The organism is Paraburkholderia sp. SIMBA_054 (assembly GCF_046534875.1).
Classification (GTDB): Bacteria; Pseudomonadota; Gammaproteobacteria; order Burkholderiales; family Burkholderiaceae; genus Paraburkholderia; species Paraburkholderia hospita.
The window spans coordinates 137,116-160,278 of sequence record NZ_JAWRXV010000023.1 but is presented as its reverse complement, the minus strand read 5'-3'; the positions used below and the strand labels follow the sequence as shown (position 1 = coordinate 160,278).

The window sequence follows — 23,163 nt, the reverse complement described above, 5'->3', positions numbered from 1 at the left end:
AAAAGTAGGTGCCGCCCCGCACAGGGGCGACGCTTGAAGCACGAAGGCAAATCGCGGATGCCAGCGCAAAGGCCAAAACACCGAACGGCTACGCCTGAAGCGCGAAGGCAAAACGCGGATGCCAGCGCGAAGGCCAAAACACCGAACGGCGACGCTTGAAGCACGATAACAAAGCGCGGATGCCAGCGCAAAGGCCAAAACACCGAACGGCAACGCCTGAAGCACGAAGGCAAATCGCGGATGCCAGCGAAAAGACTCATACACTCATCGTGCCTTCGTCTCGACACTTGCCAACGGCGACGCTTTCCGCCCACGCGACGAAGGACTGCTCGCATGCCAATCGCCAGATGATCCATCGACCTCACCCGCCATCATCGTACGAACCAGATCAAGAAAAATCTGAACCACAGGATTCGGCTGCTGCAACTGCGGACACAGCGTGAACCCGCGAAACATAATCTGAGGCACAAAAGGCCGAAACACAATCCGCTTCGGATTGGTATCAATCGCTGCAAGCGGATTCACAATACCAATCCCAAGCCCGCGCGAAACGAGCGCGCATATCGTCGCGCCATACGGCGTTTCGATCGCTGGCACCTGGCCAGCGCCAGCGGCCCGCAACACGCGATCAAGAGGACTGCGCGTATCGTCCGCATACGATGGCAGGATCAGCCGCTCGCCGCGCAGATCGCCCGCTTCGATCCGGTCTCGCGCAGTCAACGGATGCCGCGCGGGCAGCGCGCATAGCGCCGGCAGCCGATACAACTCGGCACTCGTCACACCGAACGCGTCCGGTGTAGCCGTCGCAAAGCCGACATCACAGTACGCCGACGACACCCAACGCTGGATCGTCCCTTCGCTTCTCATCTCCAGCGACACGATCACCCGCGGGTAAGCCGCAAGAAACTGCTCGATCACCGCAGGCAGAAAGGACAGCGCAAGCACGGGCGCGGCGACGATACGCAGACGTCCACTGCCCAACTGGCGAATTTCGCGTGCCGAGTTCTCCAGCTTTTCCAGTCCGACGAAGCTGCGCTCGACTTCGCGATAGAACGCACTGCCCGCATCCGTTGCGTGGATGCGCCCGCCGTTGCGCACGAACAGCGTGAGCCCCGTCGCCGTCTCCAGCTCCGCAATCAGCCGGCTGATACTCGGTTGCGACGTGCCAAGCTCTTCGGCTGCCGCCGTCATCGAGCCGCGCAGCATGACCAGCCGGAATGCCTCGATTTGCCTCTGATTCATCGCCTCTCCCGTCCGCTCGCCGTGAACAGAGACCTTAGCTTGCCATATCAGAAATGAATAGAAGCCCTTTTTGTCGCTATTTGACCGGATAAGCCGCACGAACCTAGACTGGCCTCACTACGCAGAACCCGTCACGCTCATGCGCCCTGATTCCCTGCTTTTCCATGAAGCCTTTCGATGCGACCCGTACTGGTGGGACGCTGCGCCGCCCGAAACCGCGCGGACGCCGCTGCCAGGCCAGGTGGATATCGCGATTATCGGCAGCGGTTATTGCGGGCTGTCGGCGGCTGCGGAAGCGGCGAGCCACGGCGCGCGCGTGGCCGTCCTCGATGCGGGTGAGATCGGCGCGGGCGGCAGCACGCGCAGCGGCGGAATGGTGTCGAGCGGCCAGAAGCTGGCGTTGACGAACGCGATCGCGGGCGTCTCCGCCGAGCGGCTCGTGCGGCTGATGCGCGAATCGATGGCAAGTTTCGATTACTTGAAGCGCCTCGTCGCCGACGAATCGCTCGATGCGGATCTGAAGATCACCGGCCGCTTTTTCGGCGCTTACACGCCCGGTCATTTCGATCAGTTGCGTCGCCAGGGTGAGTTACTGCGGGACAAAACGGGCGTCACCGTGCATGTGATCGAGCGCGACGCGCAGCGCGCGATGATCGGCTCGGACTATTACTACGGCGGCATCCTCGTCGATGAATACGGCGGGCTGCATACGGCCAAGTATCACCGCGCGCTGCGCGAGCTTGCCAGGCGGCGCGGCGTCACACTGCATTCGCACGCACAAGCGGAACGTATCGAGCGGATCGCGAGCAACGCGCCCGACGGCGTGCGCTTTCGCGTACACACGGCGCGAGGCTCGCTCGACGCACGCCATGTACTTGTCGCGACCAACGGCTATACGGGCCCGTTGCTGCCGTTCTTCGCGCGCCGCGTGCTGCCCGTCGCGAGCTATCAGATCGCGACGGAACCCCTGCCCGACGGATTGATGCACGCGCTCAACCCCGGCGCGCGGATGATCAGCGATTCGAAGCGCAATCTGTTCTACACGCGCCCGTCCCCAGACGGTACGCGGATGCTGTTCGGCTCGCGCCCGGCGATCCGCGAACTGAGCGAACGCGAAGCGGCCCGCCTTCTATACGGAAAGATGCTGCAACTGTGGCCGGCGCTGCGTGACGTGCGTATCACGCACGCATGGAAAGGCTACGTCGCGATGACGCGCGACAAGCTCGCGCACATCGGCGTGCACGACGGCATTCATTACGCGCTCGGCTGCAACGGCAATGGCGTCGCGCTGATGAGCTATCTGGGCCACCGCGTCGCGCGGCATATGCTCCGCGTAGATCGCGACGCAGGCGCCTTTAGCGAAGGCGAATTTCCGTTGAGCGGCGCAGGGATCGCCAGTCAGATTGCCGTGCCGCTCGGCACCGCGCTCTATCAACTCGACGACCTGTGGCGCGGACGTGTGCGCGTCGCGCTGTCCTGACCTTCATCGCGTCACTGGATACGAGGAGCCCCGATGATCCATCTGCACAACGTTTCGAAATGGTTTGGCGAGCACCGCGTGCTGGCCGGCTGCTCCGCGACGATCGAACGCGGCGAAGTCGTCGTGGTCTGCGGGCCTTCGGGCTCGGGCAAGTCGACGCTGATCAAGTCGGTCAATGGGCTCGAGCCTGTGCAGGATGGCCGCATCGTCGTCGACGGCGTGGACGTGACGGCGAAAACGGTAAACCTTGCGCGGTTGCGCGCGAAGGTCGGGATGGTTTTCCAGCATTTCGAGCTGTTTCCGCATCTGAGCGTACGGCGCAACCTGATGCTCGCGCAGATGACGGTGCTCGGACGCAGCCGCGACGAAGCAGCCGACAAGGCGCGCTCGCTGTTGCGGCGCGTGGGCTTGCGCGATTACGAAGACACGTACCCGACGCAGTTGTCGGGCGGCCAGCAGCAGCGTGTGGCGATTGCCCGCGCGCTGTCGATGGACCCCGTCGCGATGCTGTTCGACGAGCCGACCTCCGCGCTCGACCCGGAGATGGTCAACGAAGTGCTCGACGTGATGAGCGCGCTCGCTCAGGACGGCATGACGATGTTGTGCGTGACCCACGAAATGGGCTTCGCCAGGCGCGTCGCCGACCGCATCCTGTTCATGGATCGCGGCGCCATCGTCGAGGACGACTCGAAAGAACAGTTCTTCTCGCGCCCTCGCTCCGAGCGTGCGCGTGAGTTTCTGTCGCGCATTCTGCATTGAGCGGCACACGCCGCGTTCGCCCTGCTGTTCCCTTTCTGTTCACCGCCGTTCCTTTCGAGAGGAGCCTCATGATGCGTTTTCTTCAGTTTGCACGCAGTTTCGCGCTGGCTGCTTCGCTGTGCGTCGCAGCCGTATCGGCCGCTCATGCGGAAGACGTGGGCACGCTCACACCGGGCAAGATCGTTGCCGGCGTCGACGCGAACAACAAGCCCTATTCGTACATCGACAACGGCAAGATGACGGGCTTCGATGTCGAGCTGATTCGCGCGATCGCCGCGAAGCTCGGTCTGTCCGCCGACTTCCGCGCGCAGGACTTCGCCGGCCTGTTGCCGAGCGTCGCGAACCAGCAGATCGATCTCGCCGCCGGCTCCATTTCGATCACGAAAGAACGGCTCAAGATGGTCGACTTTTCCGAGGGTTACCTGACGGGCCTGTTGAGCGTCGCGACGCTGCCGGACAGCACGATTTCGAGCGACGTCGCGTCCGTCAAGGGCAAGCGGATCGGCGTCGTGCAAGGCACCATCGAAGACACGTATTCGGACAGCTATCTGCCCAGTGCGCAGATCGTGCGCTTTCCGAATCTGAACGCGGGGTTCCTCGCGCTGCGTAACAAGTACATCGACGGCTACTTCGTCGACAAGACACTGGTGGAAGGCCTGCAAGGCAAGTACCCGCAGATGAACATCGCGGACAAGCTCGACATATCTGCGATCAATCTGCCGGCGGGCTTTCCTGTTCACAAGGGCAACGTCAAGCTCGAAACCGCGCTCAACAAGACGCTCGGCGAACTGGTGGCCGACGGCACGTGGATGAAGCTCTATCTGCAGTTCCATCCCGGCTATCCGAAGCCCGCCGACCTGCCGCCGTACGCAATGAAGTCAGGCACCTGAGCGACCCGGCCGCCGCCCGCCAACCGCACGTCATCGACCACGTTTCGCCTCCCGGAGAGCGCACATGGACGCTTTTTTGCAGAACTTCCTCGACTGGCCGCTGCTGGTCGATTCGTTGCCGGCGCTGCTGGGTACGGGCCTGGTGAACACGTTGGTCCTGTCGTTGTTCTCGACGGTGCTCGGCATCGTCGCGGGCATGGTGCTCGCGTTGATGACCGTGTCCAACACGCGCTGGCTGATGTTTCCCGCGCAGGTGTTCATCGACGTGTTTCGCGGCCTGCCCGCCGCGCTCGTGATTCTCGTGGTTGGCCAGGGGCTGGCGCCCATCGGGCTGTCGATCTTCGGGCCGAACCCCTATCCTCTCGCGATCGTCGCGCTCGCGTTGATCTCGTCCGCGTATATCGCCGAGATTTTCCGCTCGGGCATCCAGAGCGTGGGGCGCGGCCAGATGTATGCGTGCCAGGCGCTCGGCATGACGTACTGGAGCGGCATGCGGCATGTCATCGTGCCGCAGGGCGTGCGGCGCATTCTGCCCGCGCTCGCCAACCAGTTCATTTCGATCGTCAAGGATTCGAGCCTCGTTTACTTTCTCGGGCTGCTCACGTCGCAACGCGATCTCTTCACGATCGGGCAGAATACGGCCGTCAATACGGCGAACCTGTCGCCGCTCGTCGCGGCAGGCGTCGTGTATCTGCTGATCACCGTGCCGCTCACGCATGCGATCAATCACATCGATCGCTGGACCAACCGCTTCTCGAACCCCGGCGCGCGCGGCGGCAAGCGGGCGCCGCGCAGTCTGCGCGCAGCGCGGCGCGAGGCAGCGCTGCAATCGCAGGCAACTGCGCAGGCCGCCGCAGCCGGCATCGCCGAACGCCGGCCTTGAACCCATCCAACTCAATACACGAACATGGGACCGAAAGTCGACACCGTAGCCGACGATATCCAGTTACCTGAGCGCGCCGATGTGGTCGTGATCGGCGGCGGGATCATCGGCGTTTCCACTGCGCTGTATCTGAGCGAAAAAGGCTTGCAGGTCGCGCTGTGCGAGAAAGGACACATCGCCGGCGAGCAATCTAGCCGCAACTGGGGCTGGGTGCGCGTCACGCGCCGCGACCCGCGCGAACTGCTGCTCAGCATCGAAAGCCTGAAGCTGTGGCGCACGCTCGACCGCACGCTGGGCATCGACACGGGTTTCAATCAGTGCGGCATTCTGTATGTATCGAACGACGACGCGACATTGGCAAGGCATCGCGACTGGCTCGCGCGCGCGAGGCAGATTGCCGGCGACGCATTCGACACGCGCGAAGTCGATACCGAAGCGATTGCCGAACTGCTGCCCGGCTCGACCCGCAGTTTCAAGGGAGGCATATACACGCCAGGCGACGCGCGCGCGGAACCGCAAAAAGCCGCGCCTGCCATCGCGAATGCGCTGCGCAAGCGAGGCGTGAAGATACTCACGCCTTGCGCCGTACGTGGCATTGAAACGAGCGGCGGACACGTCAGCGCCGTCGTCACCGAGCACGGCACGATCCGCTGCGATGCCGTCGTCGTCGCGGGCGGCGCATGGACGCGCTATTTCTGCGGCAATCTCGGCGTCGAACTGCCGCAACTGCTGACGCGCGCCTCGGTGCTGCGTACCGAGCCGCTCGAAGGCGGCCCGACGTGCAGCGCGAACAACGAGGAGTTCGCATTTCGCAAGCGCGCCGACGGCGGCTACACGGTCGCTTATGGACTGCGAACGCACGCGGACCTCACGCCCGATGCGTTCCGCCTCTTCTTCAAGTACATCGAGGCGTTGAAGAGCCAGATGGGCGCGTTGCAGATCCGCGTCGGCAAGCGTTTTCTCGATGAGTTGAAGCGGCCGCGCCGCTGGGCGCTAGACCGTCCAACCATCTTCGAAGCCATCCGCACGCTCGATCCCGATCCCGTCGTCCCATATGTCGATAACGGGTTGCTCGAGTTCGTGAAGGCGTTTCCGCATCTTGCGGGCGCGAAGATTGCGCAGCGCTGGGCGGGCTATATCGACGTGACGCCCGATGCGATTCCCGTCATCTCCGGCGCCGCGCGCGTACCGGGGTTGTTCATCGGCACCGGCTTCTCGGGCCACGGTTTCGGCATTGGACCAGCGGCAGGCAAGCTGATGGCCGATCTCGTCAATAACGACACGCCGCTCGTCGACCCGCACGCGTTTCGCCTCGAACGCTTCAGCGACGGTACGAAAATCACCATCGACGCGGGCTTTTAAACGTTGCACATCACATTGTCAGCGGGAACAGCACATGGACAAGGTAGCGATGGTGTCAGGCGCGAATCGCGGCATCGGCCGCGAAATCGCGCTCGAGTTGCATCGGCGCGGATATCGGCTGTCGCTCGGCATGCGCGACCCGTCATCGTTCGATAACGACGTCGACGCGTTTCTCTTCGCCTACGAAGCGCGCGACGGGCATGCCGCCCGCCAGTGGGTCAATGCGACCGTCGATCGTTTCGGCCGTCTGGACGTGCTGGTCAGCAACGCCGGCATCTGCAAGATGATCACGTTCGACGACGACGCGAGCGAGCTGCTCGACGAAACGCTCGACATCAACGTGAAGGCGCCCTTCCGGCTCGCGCAGGCCGCGTTGCCGCATCTGAGGCGTGCAGGCAACGGACGCTTCGTGCAGCTCGCGTCGCTGTCGGGTAAGCGGGTGAAGAACCTGAACGTCGGCTATCAGATGTCGAAGCACGCGGTGATCGCGTTGACCCATGCGGTGCGGCGTGCGGGCTGGGACGACGGCGTGCGCGCAACAGCCGTCTGTCCCGGCTTCGTCAACACCGACATGGCGGCCGGACTCGCCGATCTGCCACCCGACGCGATGACGCAGCCTGGCGACATCGCATCGATCGTCGTGAACACGCTCGAATTGCCGAACACGGCGAGCATGGCGGAACTGCTCATCAATTGCCGTCACGAAGACATGCTGTGACGACGAACGTCACGCCGCAATCGGCCCATGATCCGCCTGCTGCGTCTCGCGTTTCGGCACGACCACGCGCCGTGTTTCGCCGTCCGACAGCGCGGGCGTCGATTCGAACAACTCCGCGATCCAGTCCGCGAACACACGCACCTTCGCGGACAGATGGCGGTTGTTCGGATACACGATCGAAACCGGCTTGGACTTCGGCTTGAAGCCCGGCAGCACTTCGCGCAACGATCCATCGCGCAGTTGCGGCGCGACCATGAACAGCATCGGCTGGATCAGGCCAAAGCCTTCCAGCCCGCATGTGACGTACGCCTCCGAATCGTTGACCGTGACAACACCGTTCATCCGCACTTCCGTCAGCTTGCCGTCGACGAGAAAGATCCACGGCATTGGCCGCGTGCCGTGCACGACGCGAAAGTTCACGGCCTGATGCAAGGCCAGATCGTCGATGTTCTGCGGCTCGCCATAGCGCGCCAGATAATCGGGCGAAGCACACGTCACGCGCTTGAGCGTGCCGACGCGCCGCGCAACCATCGACGAATCTTCGAGCGGGCCCGCCCGCACCATGCAGTCGATCCCCTCCTCGACGGGATCGACGGGCCGGTCCGAGAGGCCCAGATCGAGCGAGATGTCCGGATAGCGCTCGTGAAAGCTGCGCAACGCTGGAATGACGAGATGTCGCCCGAGCGAATTCGGCATGTGCACGCGCAGCGCCCCGCTCGGCTTGCGATTGCCCGCCTGAAAACTCGCGTCCGTTTCCGCGATGTCGGTGATGATGCGGATGCTGTGCTCGTAATACGCGGCGCCCTCCGGCGTGAGCGACAGACGCCGCGTGGTCCGGTTCATCAGACGCACGCCGAGCACGGCTTCGAGGTTCTGGATGGTCGTCGTCACCGTCGCGCGCGGCATGCCCATCTGCTCGGCGGCGCGCGTGAAGCTGTTCGCATCGACCACACGAGTGAATACTTCCATTGCCTGAATGCGGTCCACGCTATCCCCTTTCGGCTACCAAACGACAAGGATAAAACGCGCGGACCGGCAAAAACAAGCAAACACCGCAATTAGCCGGATTTAGCGAACAGTTGGGCGCGTCTCACGCAAAATAGCGCGACGATAACGCTTATCGTCAGGCAATTTTGACGCGAACCTGAAGCCTGCCTCATGTTCGGTACAAGCGGCGAGGCCGCACAGGCCAATCAGCCGCCGCGATACATCGGATCGATGCTGTCGGGTTGCTCGCGTCCGCCGGACTGCGATTTCCCCGATTCGACGCCGCCGACGCCGCTGTGATTGCCGGGCCTGGCCTTGTCCGGCAAAGCCATTTGATCGCTGTGCCCGGCGTGCGACGCTTTCACGACGCCGCCCGTTCGAGGACTGGAAGCGGGCGCGTCATCGCCTGCGAAGGCTGGCAGGGCAAACGATGTCACGCACGCCAGCAACAGCGCACCGATCAGTTTCGCATTCATGTGGACTCCCTTGAGTTCGTTGAGCAATCGAATGCACGCGAGCCATGTGCTGCGACGCGCTTCGTGCAATCCGATGGAGCGCGCGAGGCCCGGCCTGCGCGCGCAATGGAAGGTTCAAACGATCAACACGGTTTCGCGGACTCGATCCGCGCGGCAGAGCGCCACGCATCGCGCGACAACGATCGTCGTTGCGCCTGCAGCGACAACTGCATGGGCTATGCCAATCGTGCTTGCAGAGCCGTTGGATAACGCCTGAAGTCCTGCCAAGCAAGGTTCTGCGGTCAACGGTAAGGATTGGCGCGGCCAGATGGAACGGCCGCAATGGCGGGTTGCAGCCAACATTTGCTCATCGGCTACGCGAGGTGACCCAACAGACCGATCAGTACAGCGCTTCGTCACCCGGCCCGCTCGTCCCCGCTCACACGGAATATCGCCACGGCGCCGTGCAGATGCTCGCTTTGCGCTTCCAGCGAAGCCGCCGTGGTCGACGCCGACTCGACCAGCGATGCGTTGCTCTGCGTCATCGCTTCCATCTGCACGACGGTCGCGTTGACCAGTTCGATCCCCGCCGTCTGCTCGCGCGAGGCAAGACTGATATCCGCCATGATCGCGTTCACGCTCTGCACGGCCTTCAGGATGTCGTCCATCGTCGAGCCCGCGCGCAATACCAGTTCGCTTCCCGCACGCACGCTCAGCGTCGAATTGCCGATCAGTTCCTTGATTTCCTTTGCGGCCGTTGCGCTGCGCTGCGCCAGATGCCGCACCTCGCTGGCCACCACCGCGAAGCCGCGCCCCTGATCTCCCGCGCGCGCCGCTTCGACGGCGGCGTTCAGCGCAAGAATGTTGGTCTGAAACGCGATGCTCTCGATCACACCGACAATACCGACGATACGCGCCGAGCTATCCGAAATCGCATCCATCGTGTCGACGACCTGACGCACCACTTCGCCGCCGCGTGTCGCAATGTCGGACGCACGCGTGGCGAGCGCGCTCGCGTCGTGCGCATTGTCGGCGTTCTGCCGCACCGTGGCCGTCAGTTCTTCCATGCTCGCGGCCGCCTGCTGGAGCGAGGCGGCCTGATCGCCCGCGCGCATCGACAGATCGCGGTTGCCGCTGGCAATCGCGCGCGCATCGTGCATGATCGCGTCCGTCCCAGCCCTGACTTTGCGCACCACAGCGACGAGACCTTGCTGCATGTCGTTCAGTGCGTCGAGCAGGTAGCCCATTTCATTGCGGCGCTCCGTCGTGACGACGGCCGTGAGGTCGCCCGCTGCGATCTTCGCAAAGTATTCGACGGCGGCGTTGACGGGCGTGACGATCGCCCGCGTCAGCCCCCGATGCGCGAGCATGCCGACGATCAGCGCGCTCAATCCAGCCGCGCCGAAGCCCCAGAGCGTCATGTGAAAGCGCTCGTTCGCGTGGTCGAAGCGCATACGCTGGCGCTGCACCTGAAAATCCTCCAGCGCGATGAGCGCCTTCTGGTATTCGTCGAACAGCGCGACGGGCATCTCGCGCTGCGTGCACAGGAAGTCGACCAGATTCTCGTCGTCGAGTTGCTTGAGGGCCTTCGAAAAGGCCTGCGCCAACAGATGGTCGCGTTTGTCCGTCATCGCCGCGAGCAGCGTCGTTTCCTGCGCGTCAGGTGCGTGCAGCGCACGGTACGCATCGAGCTCACGATTGCTCTCGCCGAGCAGCACATGCAGTTGCTTGATCTCAGCGGCAGCCGGCTTGCCTGCACTGATCAGTTGTTCGACGTCGGCGAGCCCCGTGCGAAACACCAGCAGCCGCTCGGAACTGGTCTTCAGATGCACGACGGAAGCGGTGTCGTCCCGATACATCGCGTCGAGCGCGGCGTTGCTCTTGAAGAGCGCAAACACGGCGGCCGCGATGACCAGCATCAACAGCAGCGTGCAACCCGAGATGGTGGCGGCGAGCCCGCCGCGAATCGTGGTGTTTCTGAACATGAGCGCAAAGCAGCGTGCGCGCCGCAAGCGCGGCGCGCGCAGCGTTTCTCCAGTAGTCAGAACGGAATCGGCTTCGGCCATGTGATCGCAGGCCGTCTACCGGACTAACGGCGCGGCCGCATGGCTTCTGTGATGCCAGCGCGACACCAATTCGACCAATTGCGACATCCACGCTCAGCGAAGCATCCCCAGCGAGGTGCATCGTGCGCCGCGCGCGACCTCAGCCGCGTGAAAACTCCCCGCGCCGGTGCATCACGCGCGCCTGCTTTCCTGCCCGACGGGGCCGTGCCGCATGGCACGCCTCATGCTTATTGAACCTCATTCAAGTAACTTGAATTAAATTCTTTTCACTTTCATACCCGGCCACGGGCCTTTCACAAGGAAGCGTCATGAACAAGCCTCTTCGCAGTCTGGTCTTCTCGTTGCTCGGTGCGCTCGCACTCGTCACCGCCACGCCGGGCTGGTCGCAGTCCGACGATCTGCTGGCGCGCATCAAGACGAACAAGGAAATCACCATCGCGACGGAGGCCCGTTACGCGCCGTTCGAGTACGTCGATAACGGCAAGATCGTCGGCTATGACGCCGACCTGATGGCCTACGTGCTGAAGTCGATACCCGATGTGAAGGTCAAGCAACTGGACCTGCCGTTTCAGGGGCTGTTGCCGGGACTCGACGCGAAGCGCTTCGACATCGTCGTGACTGCCGTTACCGTCAACAAGGACCGCGTCAGCCACTTCGCGTTCACCCTGCCCATCGCCGACGCGACGACAGGCGTGCTGCTGCGCAACGGCGACACGAGCATCAAGTCTCCCGACGACCTGAACGGCAAGATAGTCGGCTCGCAGACGGGCTCGGCGCAGTTGCAGGCATTGCAGGCGCTCGACAAGAAACTGAAAGACGCAGGCGGCCCCGGCATCAAGCAGATCAAGCAGTACGTCGCGTTCGACGAAGCCTATGCCGACCTCGCCGTGGGACGGCTCGATGCCGTCGCGCAATCGGTCGCGAACCTGGGGCCGTTGATGAAATCGCGCCCCGGCGTGTTCACGCTGCTGCCGCAGACCATCGGGCCGAAGAGCTACTTCGCGTGGGTCGCGCGCAAGGACAGCGACAGCGCCGCGCTCGTCAAGCTGTTTAGCGACGGCATCGCGCGCGCGAACCGCGACGGCACGATGAAGAAGCTGCAGGAGAAGTGGTTCGGCTCGACGATGGACGTGCCCGTCGACGCCGTCCCCGCCCCCTCCATCTGACTTGCCGCGATCCGATAGATGAACGCTCCCGATCTGCTCGCACGCTGCGCCGGCTATCTGCCGCAGTTGCTGGACGGCGCATTGACGACACTGTGGCTGTCGGCGGCTGCCGTGTTCTGCGGCTTCTTTGCCGGCATCTTCATCTACACGATGTCGGCAAGCGACAGCCGCCTGCTCGCGGGCGGCGCGCGGGTCTATGTCAGCGTGTTTCGCGGCACGCCCGTGCTCGCGCAACTGCTCGTGATGTATTACCTGCCGTCGGCGCTTGGGCTCGCGGTGCCCGGCATCGTCGCGGCGGCCATCGGACTGTCGATGAACACGGCCGCGTATCAGTCGCAGATTCTCGGCGCGGGCTTTCGCTCTATCGCTCGCGGGCAGATCGAAGCAGCCGTCACGTTCAATCTCACGCGCCGTCAGGTGTTGTGGCACATCGAAGTGCCGCAGGTGGTGCGGGTGACGCTGCCCGCGCTCGTGTCGGAGATGATCGATATCGTCAAGGCGTCGGCTGTCGTCTCCGTGATATCCGTCACGGACCTCATGCGCGTCGGCCAGCAGCTGTCGTCGTCGACGTACCGGCCGCTCGAGGTGTACACGTGCGCCGCGCTCTTCTATCTGGCCATCACGACGCTGCTGTCCTTCGCCGCGCATTGCTACGAGCGCCACGCGGCGTCGCGCGCATGACCGGGGATCACTCGCATGGATAACCTGCTCGCTCTCGTTCCGCGCTTCGCCGACGCGATGCTCGTCACGCTCGAAGTCAGCCTGATCGCGGCTGTGCTCGGCATGGCCGGCGGTTTCGCGCTCAACGCGCTGCGCCTGCGTTACGTCCGCGTGCTTGCCGCGCCCTACGGCCTGTTCGTCTGGCTGGTTCGCGGCATGCCGTATCTGTCGCAATTGATGATCGTCTACTTCGGGCTGCCCGTTTTCGGTATCACGATGACGGCCGTGCAAGCGACTGTCGTGTCGCTCGCGATCTATGCGAGCGCCTATTTTGCCGAGATTTTTCGCGCTGCATGGGCCAGCGTGCCGCGTGGTCAGCTCGAGGCCGCGCAGGCGTTCGGTGTGAGCCGCTGGCCCGCGTTCCGCGCGATCGAGCTGCCGCAGGCGCTCGCGTTCGCAGTGCCGCTGCTCGCGAACCAGATCATTCTCGTGATCAAGGAGAGCGCCGTGGCATCCATCATCACGGTCCCCGAACTGACGATGACGACCAGCGACATCGTCGCCTCCACTTACACGTACATCGGTCCGTATGCGCTGCTGATCGTGAGCTACTGGTTGCTCACGCAGGCGGTGTCGCTGCTCGCGCAGCGCGCGACAGCGATGATCCCTTTTCTGCGTAACGACGCAAATAAAGCCACAAATAAGGCCACATGAGCGCTCAACCCATACTCAAGCTGCGCGCCGTCGGCAAGTCGTACGGTGCAACCCGCGTGCTCAAGGGCATCGACCTCGACGTGATGCGCGGCGAGATCGTCACGCTGATCGGGCCGTCCGGCTCGGGCAAGACGACGGCGCTGCGCTGCATGAACTTCCTCGAGCCCTACGACGAAGGCGAAGTCTGGATCAAGGGGCAGTTGCTCGGCTATCGCTCCGCTGGTCGCACGCTGCGCGATCGCGACAGCGAGGCGAGCGTCGCAGAGGTACGGCGCCCGGTGTCGATGGTGTTCCAGCAGTTCAATCTGTGGCCGCACATGAGCGTGCTCGACAACGTCGCCGCGCCGCTCGTGCTGTCCAAGAAGATGCGCCGCGCGGATGCGCGCGCCAAAGCGCAAGCGGCGCTCGCGCGTGTCGGCCTGCAGCACAAGGCGGACGTCTATCCCGCGCGGCTGAGCGGCGGACAACAGCAGCGCGTCGGCATTGCGCGCGCGCTCGCCATCGAGCCGGAAGTGATGCTGCTCGACGAACCGACTTCGGCGCTTGATCCCGAACTCGTCGAAGAAGTGTTGAACGTGATCCGTTCACTCGCCCAGGACGGCATGACGATGGTCATGGTCACGCACGAAATGAGCTTTGCCGCGAAAATTTCCGACAAGGTCGTGTTCATGGAAGCCGGCCAGATCGTCGAGTCGGGGCCGCCCGCACAGCTGTTCGGTAACTCGCGCACGCCGCGTCTTCAGCAGTTTCTCAAACCGTGGTTCGATCGCAGCCTGAGTGTGACCGCGCCGGCAGGAAGGGCAGACAGCGTGGAGCAGACGTCGGGAGCGTCGTCATGATGCGCACCGGTCAACACAACCTCGCGGACGATGCACTGCGCGCCGCGGACTGTATTGACGAGACACGCCTGCTCGCGTCGATCGAGGCACTCGCCGCATTCGGCGCGCGTCCTGACGGTGGCGTGAACCGCCCCGCCCTCAGTGCAACGGATCTGGATGCGCGCCGCTATCTGGTCGCGCACGCACACGCGTTGGGCTGCACCGTCTCCACCGACGCATGCGCGAACCTGTTCATCCGCCGTCCCGGCATCGACGATGCGCCTCCCGTGATGACGGGCAGCCACATCGACACGCAACCCTCGGGCGGCAAGCTCGACGGCTGCTACGGCGTGCTCGCCGGACTCGAATGCATTGCCGCACTCAACGATGCTGGTATCCGCACGCGCCGGCCGCTCGAAGTCGCGATCTGGACCAATGAAGAAGGCACGCGCTTCGCGCCCGGCGCAATGGGGTCGAGCGCATTCGTCGAGCCTTCGCGCATGCCCGCCTACCTGGACGCCGCCGACGCCGACCGCGTCACGTTGCGCGCCGCGCTGGAGAGCTATCGGCGCGCCTTGCCCGAGCTGCCATCACGGGGCGACGCGCTGCCTGCACATGCGTTCGTCGAGTTGCATATCGAGCAAGGTCCGCAACTGGAGAATGCCGACGTACCGCTCGGCGTCGTCACGGGCATTCAGGGCGTGCGCTGGTACGAATTCCACTGCGAAGGCATGGCTGCGCATGCCGGCACCACGCCGATGCCGATGCGTCGCGACGCGATGACGCTCGCCGTCACGTTGCGCGCGTCGATCGAAGAAATCGCCACGTCGTTGGGCGGCGAGCACACGCGCATCACGTTCGGGCGCTGGAGCGTAACGCCGAATTCGATCAACACGATTCCATCCGACGTGACCTTCTCCGTCGATTTCCGTCATCCCGACGCCCATGTGCTCGATGCGTTCGACGAGCAGGTATCGGCTTGCGCAATGCGCCACGGCGCGCGCATCGCTCCGCTTTTCACTCACGCGCCGGTGCGTTTCGACGCGACGGTGCTCACGCGGATCGATGCCGCCTGCCATGCGCTCGACGCGCCGGCGCTGCGCCTCACGTCGGGCGCCTTTCACGACGCGATGTATCTCGCGCAGCACTGCCCAACGGCCATGCTGTTCGTGCCGAGCCGCGGCGGCATCAGCCACAACCCGGCTGAAGCCACGGAAGCCCGTCACCTCGTGCTGGGCGCACGCGCGCTCGCGCACACCCTCACCACTCTTTGCAACGACTGACAAGGAACCCAGATGAGCACGACTGCCACTCACACGCATACGCACGCGCATGCCCACCCGAGCGACGACAACGGCACGGAACTCGGCCAGAACGCCACCTTGCACGAACCGATTTCCGCCGACGGCACGCCCGAGCCCGGCAAGACCTACACGGTGCCCGCGCGCTGCGGCCGCGCCGTGCGCGTCAAGGCGGGGCAGACCATCCGTATCTCGAACCCGCATGGCACGCAGGTCTGCGATACGTGGATCTTCAACGCCACGCACCTGAACGAATTCCTCTCGTTCGAGCACACGCGCGCGTATATCGACAAGATCATTCCGCAGCCGGGCGACCCGCTCGTGACGAATCATCGCCGCCCGATCGCCGAACTGGTCGCCGATACATCGCCGGGCGTGCACGATACGCTGATCGCGGCCTGCGACCTGTATCGCTACCAGAATCTGGGTGTGGAGAGCTATCACGACAACTGCTCGGACAATCTGCGGCTGGCGCTAAAGGCGATCGGCGTGCGCACGCGGGAAGTGCCGCAGCCGTTCAACCTGTGGATGAACATCCCCGTCAAGCCGGATTACACGATCGACTGGCTGCCGCCTGTGTCGAAAGCGGGCGACCATGTGGACATCAAGGCCGCGATGGATTGCATCGTCGTGATGTCGGCGTGTCCGCAGGATATCATTCCCATCAACGCCCTCAACCCGGTCGAAGTCGAGTTCACGGTTCTCGCCTGATACTCGCCAGGCCGTTCTTTTACGCTGATCGACAGAACGCATACGGTGGCCACCAGAAAAACCCCCACGTCCGGCAACGGCGCTTCCCGCAGGCCGTCCCCACTCGCGCCGCGGCGCGCCGCGAAAGCGCCCCGCACAGCCGCCCCTCATTCTGCACAAGGGGCGGCAGCCGAAGGTCTTGGCACTCGGCTACGGCACGCACGCATGGTGCAGCAGCTCACGCTGAAGGCGCTGGCGGAGCAGGCGGGCTGCTCGGAGAGTCTGTTGTCGAAAGTCGAGGGCGGCCACGCGACGCCCTCGCTTGCAACCTTGCACAGGATCGCGCTCGCGCTGGACACGAACATCGCTGCATTGGTGTCCGGTCCCGTGGCGAACGTCACGCCCGTGCAGCGCGCCAGCGAACGGCCTTCCGTGCGCTTTCCGGGCGTGCAGCAAACCTCGGGGCGACATGGCCGCGCGGGCGGGTCGATCATGCTGGAACGGCTCGTCGTGGCGGGCCCCGGGCAACTGCTGCAAGGCGACATTCACGTGCTCGAACCACTCGCGCGCAGCGACGAGCAGATCAGCCATGCAGGCGAAGAACTGGGCTACGTGCTCGAAGGCGAACTCGAACTCACGCTCGGCAGCGAATGCTACCGGCTGCAGGCGGGCGATTCCTTCTACTTCCCGAGCACCGAGCCGCACAGTTACCGCAATCCCGGCGACTGCATCACCCGCGTGCTGTGGATCAATACACCGCCGACCTTCTAAAGCGTGCGGTTGCCGCCAAACGAAAGTGAAACAGGAGTTCAATGTGACGGGAACCGATCTGACCCAGATGCAGCAGCCGCGCTTCGCGGGCATCCCGACCTTCATGCGCGTGCCGTTCAGCACGGACCTGAGCACCTTCGACATCGCCCTTGCGGGCGTGCCCTTCGACGGCGGCGTTACGGCGCGCCCGGGTGCGCGCTTCGGTCCGCGCGAAATCCGCAACATGTCCACGATGATGCGCGGCATCCATCACGTGACGCGCTTCAATCCGTTCGACGCCTGCCGCGTCGCCGATATCGGCGATGTGCCGTTTACCGACCTCTATCATCTCGAACGCGCGCACGATGACATCCGTCGTTTCTTCGAACCGGTGTTCCGCGCCGGCAAGCTCGCGCTGACGGCGGGCGGCGATCACTCGATCACCTATCCGATCTTCCAGGCGCTGGCGCCGCGCGAGCCGATCGCGCTGGTGCATATCGACGCGCACACGGACACCTGGGATACGTTCAAAGGCTCGAAGTTCACGCATGGCGCGCCGTTTCGCCGCGCGGTCGAAGCCGGTCTGCTCGACCCGAAACGAACCATTCAGATCGGCATTCGCGGTGCGCAGAATTCGGACGAAGGCTGGCGTTATTCGCTCGATCACGGTATGCGCGTCGTGTTCATCGAGGAGTTCGACGCACTCGGACCGGCAGCCGTCGCCGCCGAAGCGCGGCGCATTGTCGGCGACGCGCCCGTTTACCTTTCGCTCGATGTCGACGGGCTCGACCCTGTGTTCACGCCGGGCACGGGCACGCCGGAAGTGGGCGGTCTCACGACCCGCGAGACGCAGGCGTTGCTGCGCGGTCTCGACGGGCTCAACTGGGTCGGCGGTGACGTGGTCGAAGTCTCACCGCCTTACGATCCGAGCGGCAACACCGCGCTCGTCGCCGCGACGCTGATGTACGAAATACTGTGTCTGCTCGCAAAGCGCGCGAGCGATGGAAACCGCTAGCACGCCGCCAGCGCGCTACTGCTTGCCCTTCCACGGCACGAGCTTGCGCTCCAGCGCGCGCATCCCGAGATCGAACAGCCACGCAATCGCGCCGATCAGCACGATGCCCATCACGACGACATCGGTGCGCAAGAAGCTCGACGCATTGAGCACCATCTGTCCGAGGCCTGCCGTCGCCGCGACCATCTCGGCGGCGACGAGCGTGGTCCAGCCGAAGCCGATCGCAATGCGCAGCCCCGTGAGGATTTCCGGCAACGCAGCGGGCAACACGACGTGCAGTACGACCTGCCTGAAGTTCGCGCCGAGCGACCAGGCGGCGTTGATCTGCTCGACGGTCGCGCTGCGCACGCCCGCGCGCGCGGCCATTGCAATGGGCGCGAAGCAGGCCAGCCAGATGACGATGAGCTTCGCCGTTTCATCGATGCCGAACCAGATCACCACGAGCGGCAGATACGCGAGTGGAGGCAGCGGCCGGTAGAACTCGATAGGCGGATCGAGCAGACCGCGCGCGACGCGGCTCACGCCCATCAACACGCCGATCGGCACGGCCGTCACGCATGCGAGCGCAAACGCGCCGAACACGCGGATCGCGCTCCACATCAAGTGTTCCGACAACGGCAGTCCGCCCTGAATGCGGCCGTTCCACGCATCGGCGAATGCGCGCCAGACGGCGTCCGGCGATGGCAGAAACAGCGGCGGCACCCAGCCGAAATGCGACGAGGCCCACCACAGTAGCAGCAAGGCCGCGACGCACAGCGTGCTGAGCGCGGCGGTCGGGCCTTCGCCGGGTATGCCGCGATTGGCCTTTCGCTTACGTGTGCGTGCCGCGTCGGCGTCGCCGCGACGTGCCGCACGCAGGCGGCCTGTCGCGTCGTGTCGCGAAGAATCGATCGAGTTCATCAGGCGGCCTCCCGCACCGTCTCATGCAAGCGGCGCGTCAAACGCTCGCGCCACTCGATAAAGGCCGCCGACGACTTCACCGCGCGCGCGTCGCGCGACGCCAGGTATTCGCGCGCAAACGGCAACTCATGCACTTCCGCGACGCGTCCCGGGCCAGGCGTCATCAGCACGAGACGGGTCGCGAGAAATAGCGCCTCTTCGACGCTGTGCGTGATGAAGAACACCGTCTTTTGCGTGCGCGACCACACGTCGAGCACGAGTTCCTGAACCGTCTCGCGCGTGAGCGCATCGAGCGCGCCCATCGGCTCGTCCATCAACAACACTTGCGGATCGCTCGCCAACGCGCGGGCGATGCCCACGCGCTGCTGCATGCCGCCCGACAGCGCGTATACCTTCGCGTTCGCATGCCGCTCCAGCCCGACGAGCGCCAGCGTGCGTCGCGCGATCTCGTGCCGCTCGTCGCGCGCGACGCCGCGAAAGCGAAGCCCGAGCGCGACGTTGTCGAGCACGTTGAGCCACGGCATCAACGCATGCTTCTGAAACACGACGCCGCGCTCCGCGCCCGGTCCTTCGATCGGCGCGCCGTTCAGGCTCACCTCGCCTTCCGTGGGATCGACGAAACCCGCAATGCAATTGAGCAGCGTGGTCTTGCCGCAACCCGACGCGCCCAATGCAACGACGAATTCACCGCTGTCGACGCGCAGATCGACGCCCGCGAGCGCGGGCTCATCCGCACCGTCATAGGTCACGCCGACGCCGCGGATTTCCAGCGCGCTCATCGCGCGGCCTGTTGCGCGAAGCGAGGATTCACGGCGCCCGAGTAGTCGGGCAGGACGTTCTGGATCGTGCCTTGTGTTTTCAGGAACGCCGCCGTCGCCGCCAGCGATGCCGCCGCGCCCGACTGCTTGCCGCCGCCGAGCCAGGTCGGCGACGCCTGTTCCGCCGGCGTCGGGAACGCGTACAGCGCGAGGCTTGCGGGCACGTCGGCGGGCGTTGCGCCCGACTCCTGCGCGACGGCCTGCACTTCCTTCGAAGCGGGCGTCCATGCCGCCTTGTGATCGCGATACTGCGCATCCGTGTCGGCCAGCACCTTGACGAGGCCCGTCATGAACGCGGCGTTGTCGCGCTCGAACTGGCGCGCGGCGACGAAGCCGTCGAACGTCGCCTTGCCCGATTCCTTCGCGACTTCACCCGACGTGATCAGCACCTTGCCGTTCTGCTTGACCTTCGCGAGCACCGGGTCCCAGATGTACGTCGCGTCGATGTTGCCGCGCTGCCATGCAGCCGCGACCTCGGGCGGACGCAGGTTCAGGATCTTCACCGTCGACGGATCGACGCCCGCCTGCTGCAACGCGACGAGCGCATGGAAGTGCGACGTCGACACGAACGGCAGACCGATCGTCTTGCCCTTCAGGTCGGTGAGTTTCGTCACGCCCGAGCCGTCACGCGCGACGAGCGCTTCGGCGTCGTTGATGTTGTCGAGAATCCAGAACAGCGACAGGTCCACGCCCTGGGACAGCCCCGCCGCGATCGGGCTGGAGCCCGCTTCGCCGAGCTGGATGGAGCCCGACGCGAGCGCGCGGATCACGTCCGCGCCGCTGCCGAGCTTGCGGTACGTGACCTTGTAACCGGTGGCTTTTTCGACGGCGCCCGTGACCTGGGCGTAGCGCCACGGCACGACCATGTCCTGATAGCCGATCACGACTTCACGGGTTTCCGCGTGGGCGGGCGAGACAATCGCGGCCGACGCCACGACGAACGCGGCGGCGTGCAACGCGCGGCGCAGGAAGGAGAGAGTGTGGTTCATCGGAAGGTTGCGTGCTGGTTATGGAAACTGCATGAGGCTTCCGACTATAGGCACTTCTCGCCGCCGTCGTTCGAATGTTTCGTGCGTAGCAAATCACGCCGTTGCAGCTTTGCTTTCCATGCGGAAACAGCGGATGCCGCTGATATCGCTGCACAGAACGGTTTGTGCAGTCGGCCAGCCGGATTTGCGCGCTTGTCGTATCGTATTTCGCGCACGCTTCGCAATCCGCTTACCTTTTCGGCAAGGGCTTCCATCATGACCCGATCCCGTCAGTTGCATCTCGGCGCTTTCATGCGTCCCGTCAGCCTGCATACGGGCGCATGGCGCTTTCCCGGCGCTTTTCCCGACGCAAACTTCAACATCGCGCATCTGAAGCGCTTCGTGCAGACGCTCGAACGCGCGTGCTTCGACGCGTTCTTCATGGCCGATCACCTAGCCGTGCTCAACATGCCGCCCGCCGCGCTCAGGCGCAGCCACACGGTGACATCGTTCGAGCCGTTGACGCTGCTCGCCGCGCTGTCGTCGGTGACGGAGCGTATCGGCTTGATCGCAACTTCGTCGACGACCTTCGACGAGCCGTATCACGTCGCGCGCCGTTTCGCTTCGCTCGATCATCTGAGCGGCGGACGCGCCGGCTGGAATCTCGTGACCACGGCCAATCCCGATGCGGCGCTGAACTTCGGCCTCGAAGCCCATGTCGAGCACGGCGAGCGCTATCACCGCGCGCGCGAGTTCTACGACGTCGTCACGGGCCTGTGGGATAGCTGGGCCGATGACGCGTTTGTCCGCGACGTCGAAAGCGGCGTCTTTGTCGACACCGAGCGGATGCATGTGCTCGGCCACAAAGGCGAGCATCTGTCGGTGCGCGGGCCGTTGAACATCGCGCGGCCGGTGCAGGGCTGGCCCGTCGTCGTGCAGGCGGGATCGTCGGAAGCGGGACGCCAGATCGCCGCCGAAACGGCCGACGCCGTATTCACCGCGCCGCCCTCGCTCGCCGAAGGCCAGCGCTTCTACGCCGATGTGAAAAGCCGTGTCGAGCGCGCGGGCCGCGACCCGGATCATCTGAAGATACTGCCGGGCGCGTTTGTGGTGGTCGGCGATACCGTCGATGAAGCACGCGAAAAGCGCGCGCTACTCGATACCTTCGTGCACTACGACAGCGGTATCGCGTCGCTGTCGATCGCGCTCGGCCATGACGTGTCGCAGCTCGACCCCGATTCGTTGCTACCCGAAATTCCCGAGAGCAACGCCAGCAAGAGTTCGCGGCAACGTGTCGTCGATTGGGCGCGTCGCGACCAGTTGACCATCCGCCAGCTTGCACAGCGGATCGGCGGCTATTCGGGGCTGGAAATGGTCGGCACGCCCGCGACGATCGCCGATCAGATGGAGCAATGGCTAGTCGAGCGCGGCTCGGATGGATTCAACGTGATGTTCCCGTATCTGCCAGGCGGCCTCGACGATTTCGCCGATAAAGTCGTGCCCGAACTGCAACGGCGCGGCATTTTCCGGCGCGCGTACGAAGGCACGACGCTGCGCGACCATCTCGGCTTGCCTCGCCCGGAAAACCGTTTCTTCGCGCGGCGCAGAGGCGACTAGACCGCCACCGCTTCGCGCAGGAAATCCACCAGCGCCGATTGCACCGCGTTCATCGCGCCGCCCGCGCCGATGAGCGCGAGCTCCGTGGGCGGCAAACGCGGCAGGTCGAAGCACACGCTATGCTCGGGCAGCACGGCCGTGGTCGGCAGCACCGTGATGCCGAGGCCGGAAGCAACGGCCGCCTGAATACCCGTCAGGCTATGGCTGCCGAACGCGACGCGCCAGCTTCGCTGCGAATGATCGAGGCTGCGGATCGCGCGCTTGCGGTACACGCAGCCTTGCGGAAACAGCGCCAGCGGAATCGGCTCGCCATCCTCGGGAGGCACTTCGATCATGCGCCCGCGCACCCACACGAGCGATTCGGGCCACGACGCGAGACACGGCCCGCTGCCCGGCTCGCGTTTGACGAGCGCGATCTCGATCTCGCCGCCCGACAGCTTGCGGTGCAGATCGGAACTCATGCCCGCGACGGTTTCGAGCCGCGCTTCGGGCCGCGCCTTGACGAAGCCCGACAAGATCGACGCCATGCGCTTCGCGTCGAAGTCTTCCGGCACGCCGATGCGGATCGGCGTGCGCCAGACGTCGCTCGCGAGCGCGTCCTGTGCCTCCTGCGACAGCGCGATCAGGCGGCGCGCATACTGCGTGAGCAGTTCGCCGTGCTCCGTCGCCGTCACCTGGTTGCCCGTGCGGTCGCGCATCAGCAGCGTACGGCCGACCAGTTCTTCGAGGCGCCGCACCTGCTGGCTGACCGTCGACTGGGTGCGGTGCACGCGGTCGCCGGCCCGTGTAAAGCTGCCTTCGTCGACGACGCACACCAGCGTCTTCAGAAGTTCGAGATCGAGCATGACGGGCGCCTCATATTTACGATTCCACTAAGCATGCCATTTTAATTTAATTTCCCAAT

Annotated in this window: 24 protein-coding genes; 15 read left to right on the top strand and 9 right to left on the bottom strand. The window is 64.5% G+C overall.

All coding sequences use genetic code 11. The annotated features are described in order from the left end of the window. Nucleotides 1-264: 264 nt before the first annotated feature. Complete coding sequence (locus SB822_RS26970; RefSeq protein ID WP_007749307.1) at nucleotides 265-1,242, bottom strand: LysR substrate-binding domain-containing protein; 978 nt, start codon at nucleotides 1,240-1,242, stop codon at nucleotides 265-267. 139 nt (nucleotides 1,243-1,381) lie between these two features. Here SB822_RS26970 and SB822_RS26965 point away from each other — a divergent pair, with 139 nt between their 5' ends. The 6 genes from SB822_RS26965 to SB822_RS26940 all read left to right on the top strand — a co-directional run bounded on the left by SB822_RS26965 (nucleotide 1,382) and on the right by SB822_RS26940 (nucleotide 7,334). Then, on the top strand, nucleotides 1,382-2,722 hold the full coding sequence (locus SB822_RS26965) for an NAD(P)/FAD-dependent oxidoreductase (RefSeq protein WP_007749304.1): 1,341 nt from the start codon (nucleotides 1,382-1,384) through the stop codon (nucleotides 2,720-2,722). Between the two features lie 33 nt (nucleotides 2,723-2,755). Further along, nucleotides 2,756-3,481 carry an amino acid ABC transporter ATP-binding protein gene (locus SB822_RS26960; protein ID WP_410856050.1) on the top strand — a complete coding sequence of 242 codons (726 nt, stop codon included), beginning with the start codon at nucleotides 2,756-2,758 and terminating at the stop codon, nucleotides 3,479-3,481. Nucleotides 3,482-3,552: 71 nt separating this feature from the next. Further along, nucleotides 3,553-4,371, top strand: a complete 819-nt coding sequence (locus SB822_RS26955) for a substrate-binding periplasmic protein (RefSeq protein WP_007583872.1) — start codon at nucleotides 3,553-3,555, stop codon at nucleotides 4,369-4,371. Between the two features lie 64 nt (nucleotides 4,372-4,435). Continuing rightward, the gene (locus SB822_RS26950; protein WP_114223329.1) at nucleotides 4,436-5,254 is read left to right on the top strand and encodes an amino acid ABC transporter permease; all 819 of its coding nucleotides are present in this window, start codon (nucleotides 4,436-4,438) and stop codon (nucleotides 5,252-5,254) included. Between the two features lie 24 nt (nucleotides 5,255-5,278). Beyond that, a complete protein-coding gene (locus SB822_RS26945; protein WP_007583868.1) occupies nucleotides 5,279-6,616 on the top strand; it encodes an NAD(P)/FAD-dependent oxidoreductase in 1,338 nt (445 codons plus the stop codon). A 34-nt stretch (nucleotides 6,617-6,650) separates the two neighbouring features. After that, nucleotides 6,651-7,334, top strand: coding sequence for an SDR family NAD(P)-dependent oxidoreductase (locus tag SB822_RS26940; protein ID WP_410856049.1), 684 nt, complete (start codon nucleotides 6,651-6,653; stop codon nucleotides 7,332-7,334). 9 nt (nucleotides 7,335-7,343) lie between these two features. Here the strand turns inward: SB822_RS26940 and SB822_RS26935 are convergent, their stop codons facing one another. The 3 genes from SB822_RS26935 to SB822_RS26925 form a co-directional block, all read right to left on the bottom strand. Next, entirely contained in the window at nucleotides 7,344-8,321 is a 978-nt protein-coding gene (locus SB822_RS26935) for a LysR substrate-binding domain-containing protein (protein WP_410856048.1), read from the bottom strand. Between the two features lie 206 nt (nucleotides 8,322-8,527). Continuing rightward, a complete protein-coding gene (locus SB822_RS26930; protein WP_410856047.1) occupies nucleotides 8,528-8,797 on the bottom strand; it encodes a hypothetical protein in 270 nt (89 codons plus the stop codon). Nucleotides 8,798-9,192: 395 nt separating this feature from the next. Next, a complete protein-coding gene (locus tag SB822_RS26925; RefSeq protein WP_410856046.1) occupies nucleotides 9,193-10,842 on the bottom strand; it encodes a methyl-accepting chemotaxis protein in 1,650 nt (549 codons plus the stop codon). 308 nt (nucleotides 10,843-11,150) lie between these two features. Between SB822_RS26925 and SB822_RS26920 the strand changes: the two genes are divergently transcribed. Genes SB822_RS26920 through speB form a run of 8 tightly spaced genes read left to right on the top strand, consistent with a single transcriptional unit; the run spans nucleotide 11,151 to nucleotide 17,956 of the window. Then, nucleotides 11,151-12,008: a transporter substrate-binding domain-containing protein gene (locus SB822_RS26920; protein ID WP_007583856.1), complete on the top strand. Its 858-nt coding sequence runs from the start codon at nucleotides 11,151-11,153 to the stop codon at nucleotides 12,006-12,008. A gap of 18 nt (nucleotides 12,009-12,026) precedes the next feature. Beyond that, nucleotides 12,027-12,689: an amino acid ABC transporter permease gene (locus SB822_RS26915; RefSeq protein WP_410856045.1), complete on the top strand. Its 663-nt coding sequence runs from the start codon at nucleotides 12,027-12,029 to the stop codon at nucleotides 12,687-12,689. A 15-nt stretch (nucleotides 12,690-12,704) separates the two neighbouring features. Further along, nucleotides 12,705-13,382, top strand: a complete 678-nt coding sequence (locus tag SB822_RS26910; RefSeq protein WP_410856044.1) for an amino acid ABC transporter permease — start codon at nucleotides 12,705-12,707, stop codon at nucleotides 13,380-13,382. Then, complete coding sequence (locus SB822_RS26905) at nucleotides 13,379-14,221, top strand: amino acid ABC transporter ATP-binding protein (RefSeq protein WP_079502845.1); 843 nt, start codon at nucleotides 13,379-13,381, stop codon at nucleotides 14,219-14,221. Before SB822_RS26910 ends, SB822_RS26905 begins: the two co-directional genes overlap by 4 nt. Continuing rightward, nucleotides 14,218-15,483: a M20 family metallo-hydrolase gene (locus tag SB822_RS26900; RefSeq protein ID WP_410856043.1), complete on the top strand. Its 1,266-nt coding sequence runs from the start codon at nucleotides 14,218-14,220 to the stop codon at nucleotides 15,481-15,483. Before SB822_RS26905 ends, SB822_RS26900 begins: the two co-directional genes overlap by 4 nt. Nucleotides 15,484-15,495: 12 nt before the next feature. Further along, nucleotides 15,496-16,212, top strand: a complete 717-nt coding sequence (locus SB822_RS26895; protein ID WP_007749276.1) for a DUF1989 domain-containing protein — start codon at nucleotides 15,496-15,498, stop codon at nucleotides 16,210-16,212. A gap of 45 nt (nucleotides 16,213-16,257) precedes the next feature. Beyond that, nucleotides 16,258-16,962: a cupin domain-containing protein gene (locus SB822_RS26890; protein WP_079502843.1), complete on the top strand. Its 705-nt coding sequence runs from the start codon at nucleotides 16,258-16,260 to the stop codon at nucleotides 16,960-16,962. 43 nt (nucleotides 16,963-17,005) lie between these two features. Next, nucleotides 17,006-17,956: an agmatinase gene (gene speB / locus SB822_RS26885; protein ID WP_007749274.1), complete on the top strand. Its 951-nt coding sequence runs from the start codon at nucleotides 17,006-17,008 to the stop codon at nucleotides 17,954-17,956. 15 nt (nucleotides 17,957-17,971) lie between these two features. Here speB and SB822_RS26880 read toward each other — a convergent pair whose 3' ends face one another. From SB822_RS26880 to SB822_RS26865, 4 genes are read right to left on the bottom strand one after another with little or no spacing between them, the layout of a single operon-like run. Further along, on the bottom strand, nucleotides 17,972-18,856 hold the full coding sequence (locus tag SB822_RS26880) for an ABC transporter permease subunit (RefSeq protein ID WP_410856042.1): 885 nt from the start codon (nucleotides 18,854-18,856) through the stop codon (nucleotides 17,972-17,974). After that, entirely contained in the window at nucleotides 18,856-19,635 is a 780-nt protein-coding gene (locus SB822_RS26875; RefSeq protein ID WP_079493344.1) for a taurine ABC transporter ATP-binding protein, read from the bottom strand. Before SB822_RS26875 ends, SB822_RS26880 begins: the two co-directional genes overlap by 1 nt. Beyond that, a complete protein-coding gene (tauA, locus tag SB822_RS26870) occupies nucleotides 19,632-20,663 on the bottom strand; it encodes a taurine ABC transporter substrate-binding protein (RefSeq protein WP_007749268.1) in 1,032 nt (343 codons plus the stop codon). The genes SB822_RS26875 and tauA overlap by 4 nt, the downstream gene beginning before the upstream one ends. A 44-nt stretch (nucleotides 20,664-20,707) precedes the next feature. Continuing rightward, a complete protein-coding gene (locus SB822_RS26865) occupies nucleotides 20,708-20,920 on the bottom strand; it encodes a hypothetical protein (RefSeq protein ID WP_144267865.1) in 213 nt (70 codons plus the stop codon). On the opposite strand from SB822_RS26865, the gene SB822_RS26860 reads away from it, so the two are divergent. Further along, complete coding sequence (locus SB822_RS26860) at nucleotides 20,919-22,259, top strand: LLM class flavin-dependent oxidoreductase (protein ID WP_410856041.1); 1,341 nt, start codon at nucleotides 20,919-20,921, stop codon at nucleotides 22,257-22,259. The genes SB822_RS26865 and SB822_RS26860 overlap by 2 nt on opposite strands. On the opposite strand, the gene SB822_RS26855 is transcribed toward SB822_RS26860, so the two are convergent. Continuing rightward, nucleotides 22,256-23,104, bottom strand: coding sequence for a LysR substrate-binding domain-containing protein (locus SB822_RS26855; RefSeq protein WP_079493347.1), 849 nt, complete (start codon nucleotides 23,102-23,104; stop codon nucleotides 22,256-22,258). The two genes, SB822_RS26860 and SB822_RS26855, sit on opposite strands and share 4 nt — an antisense overlap. Between the last annotated feature and the right edge of the window lie 59 nt (nucleotides 23,105-23,163).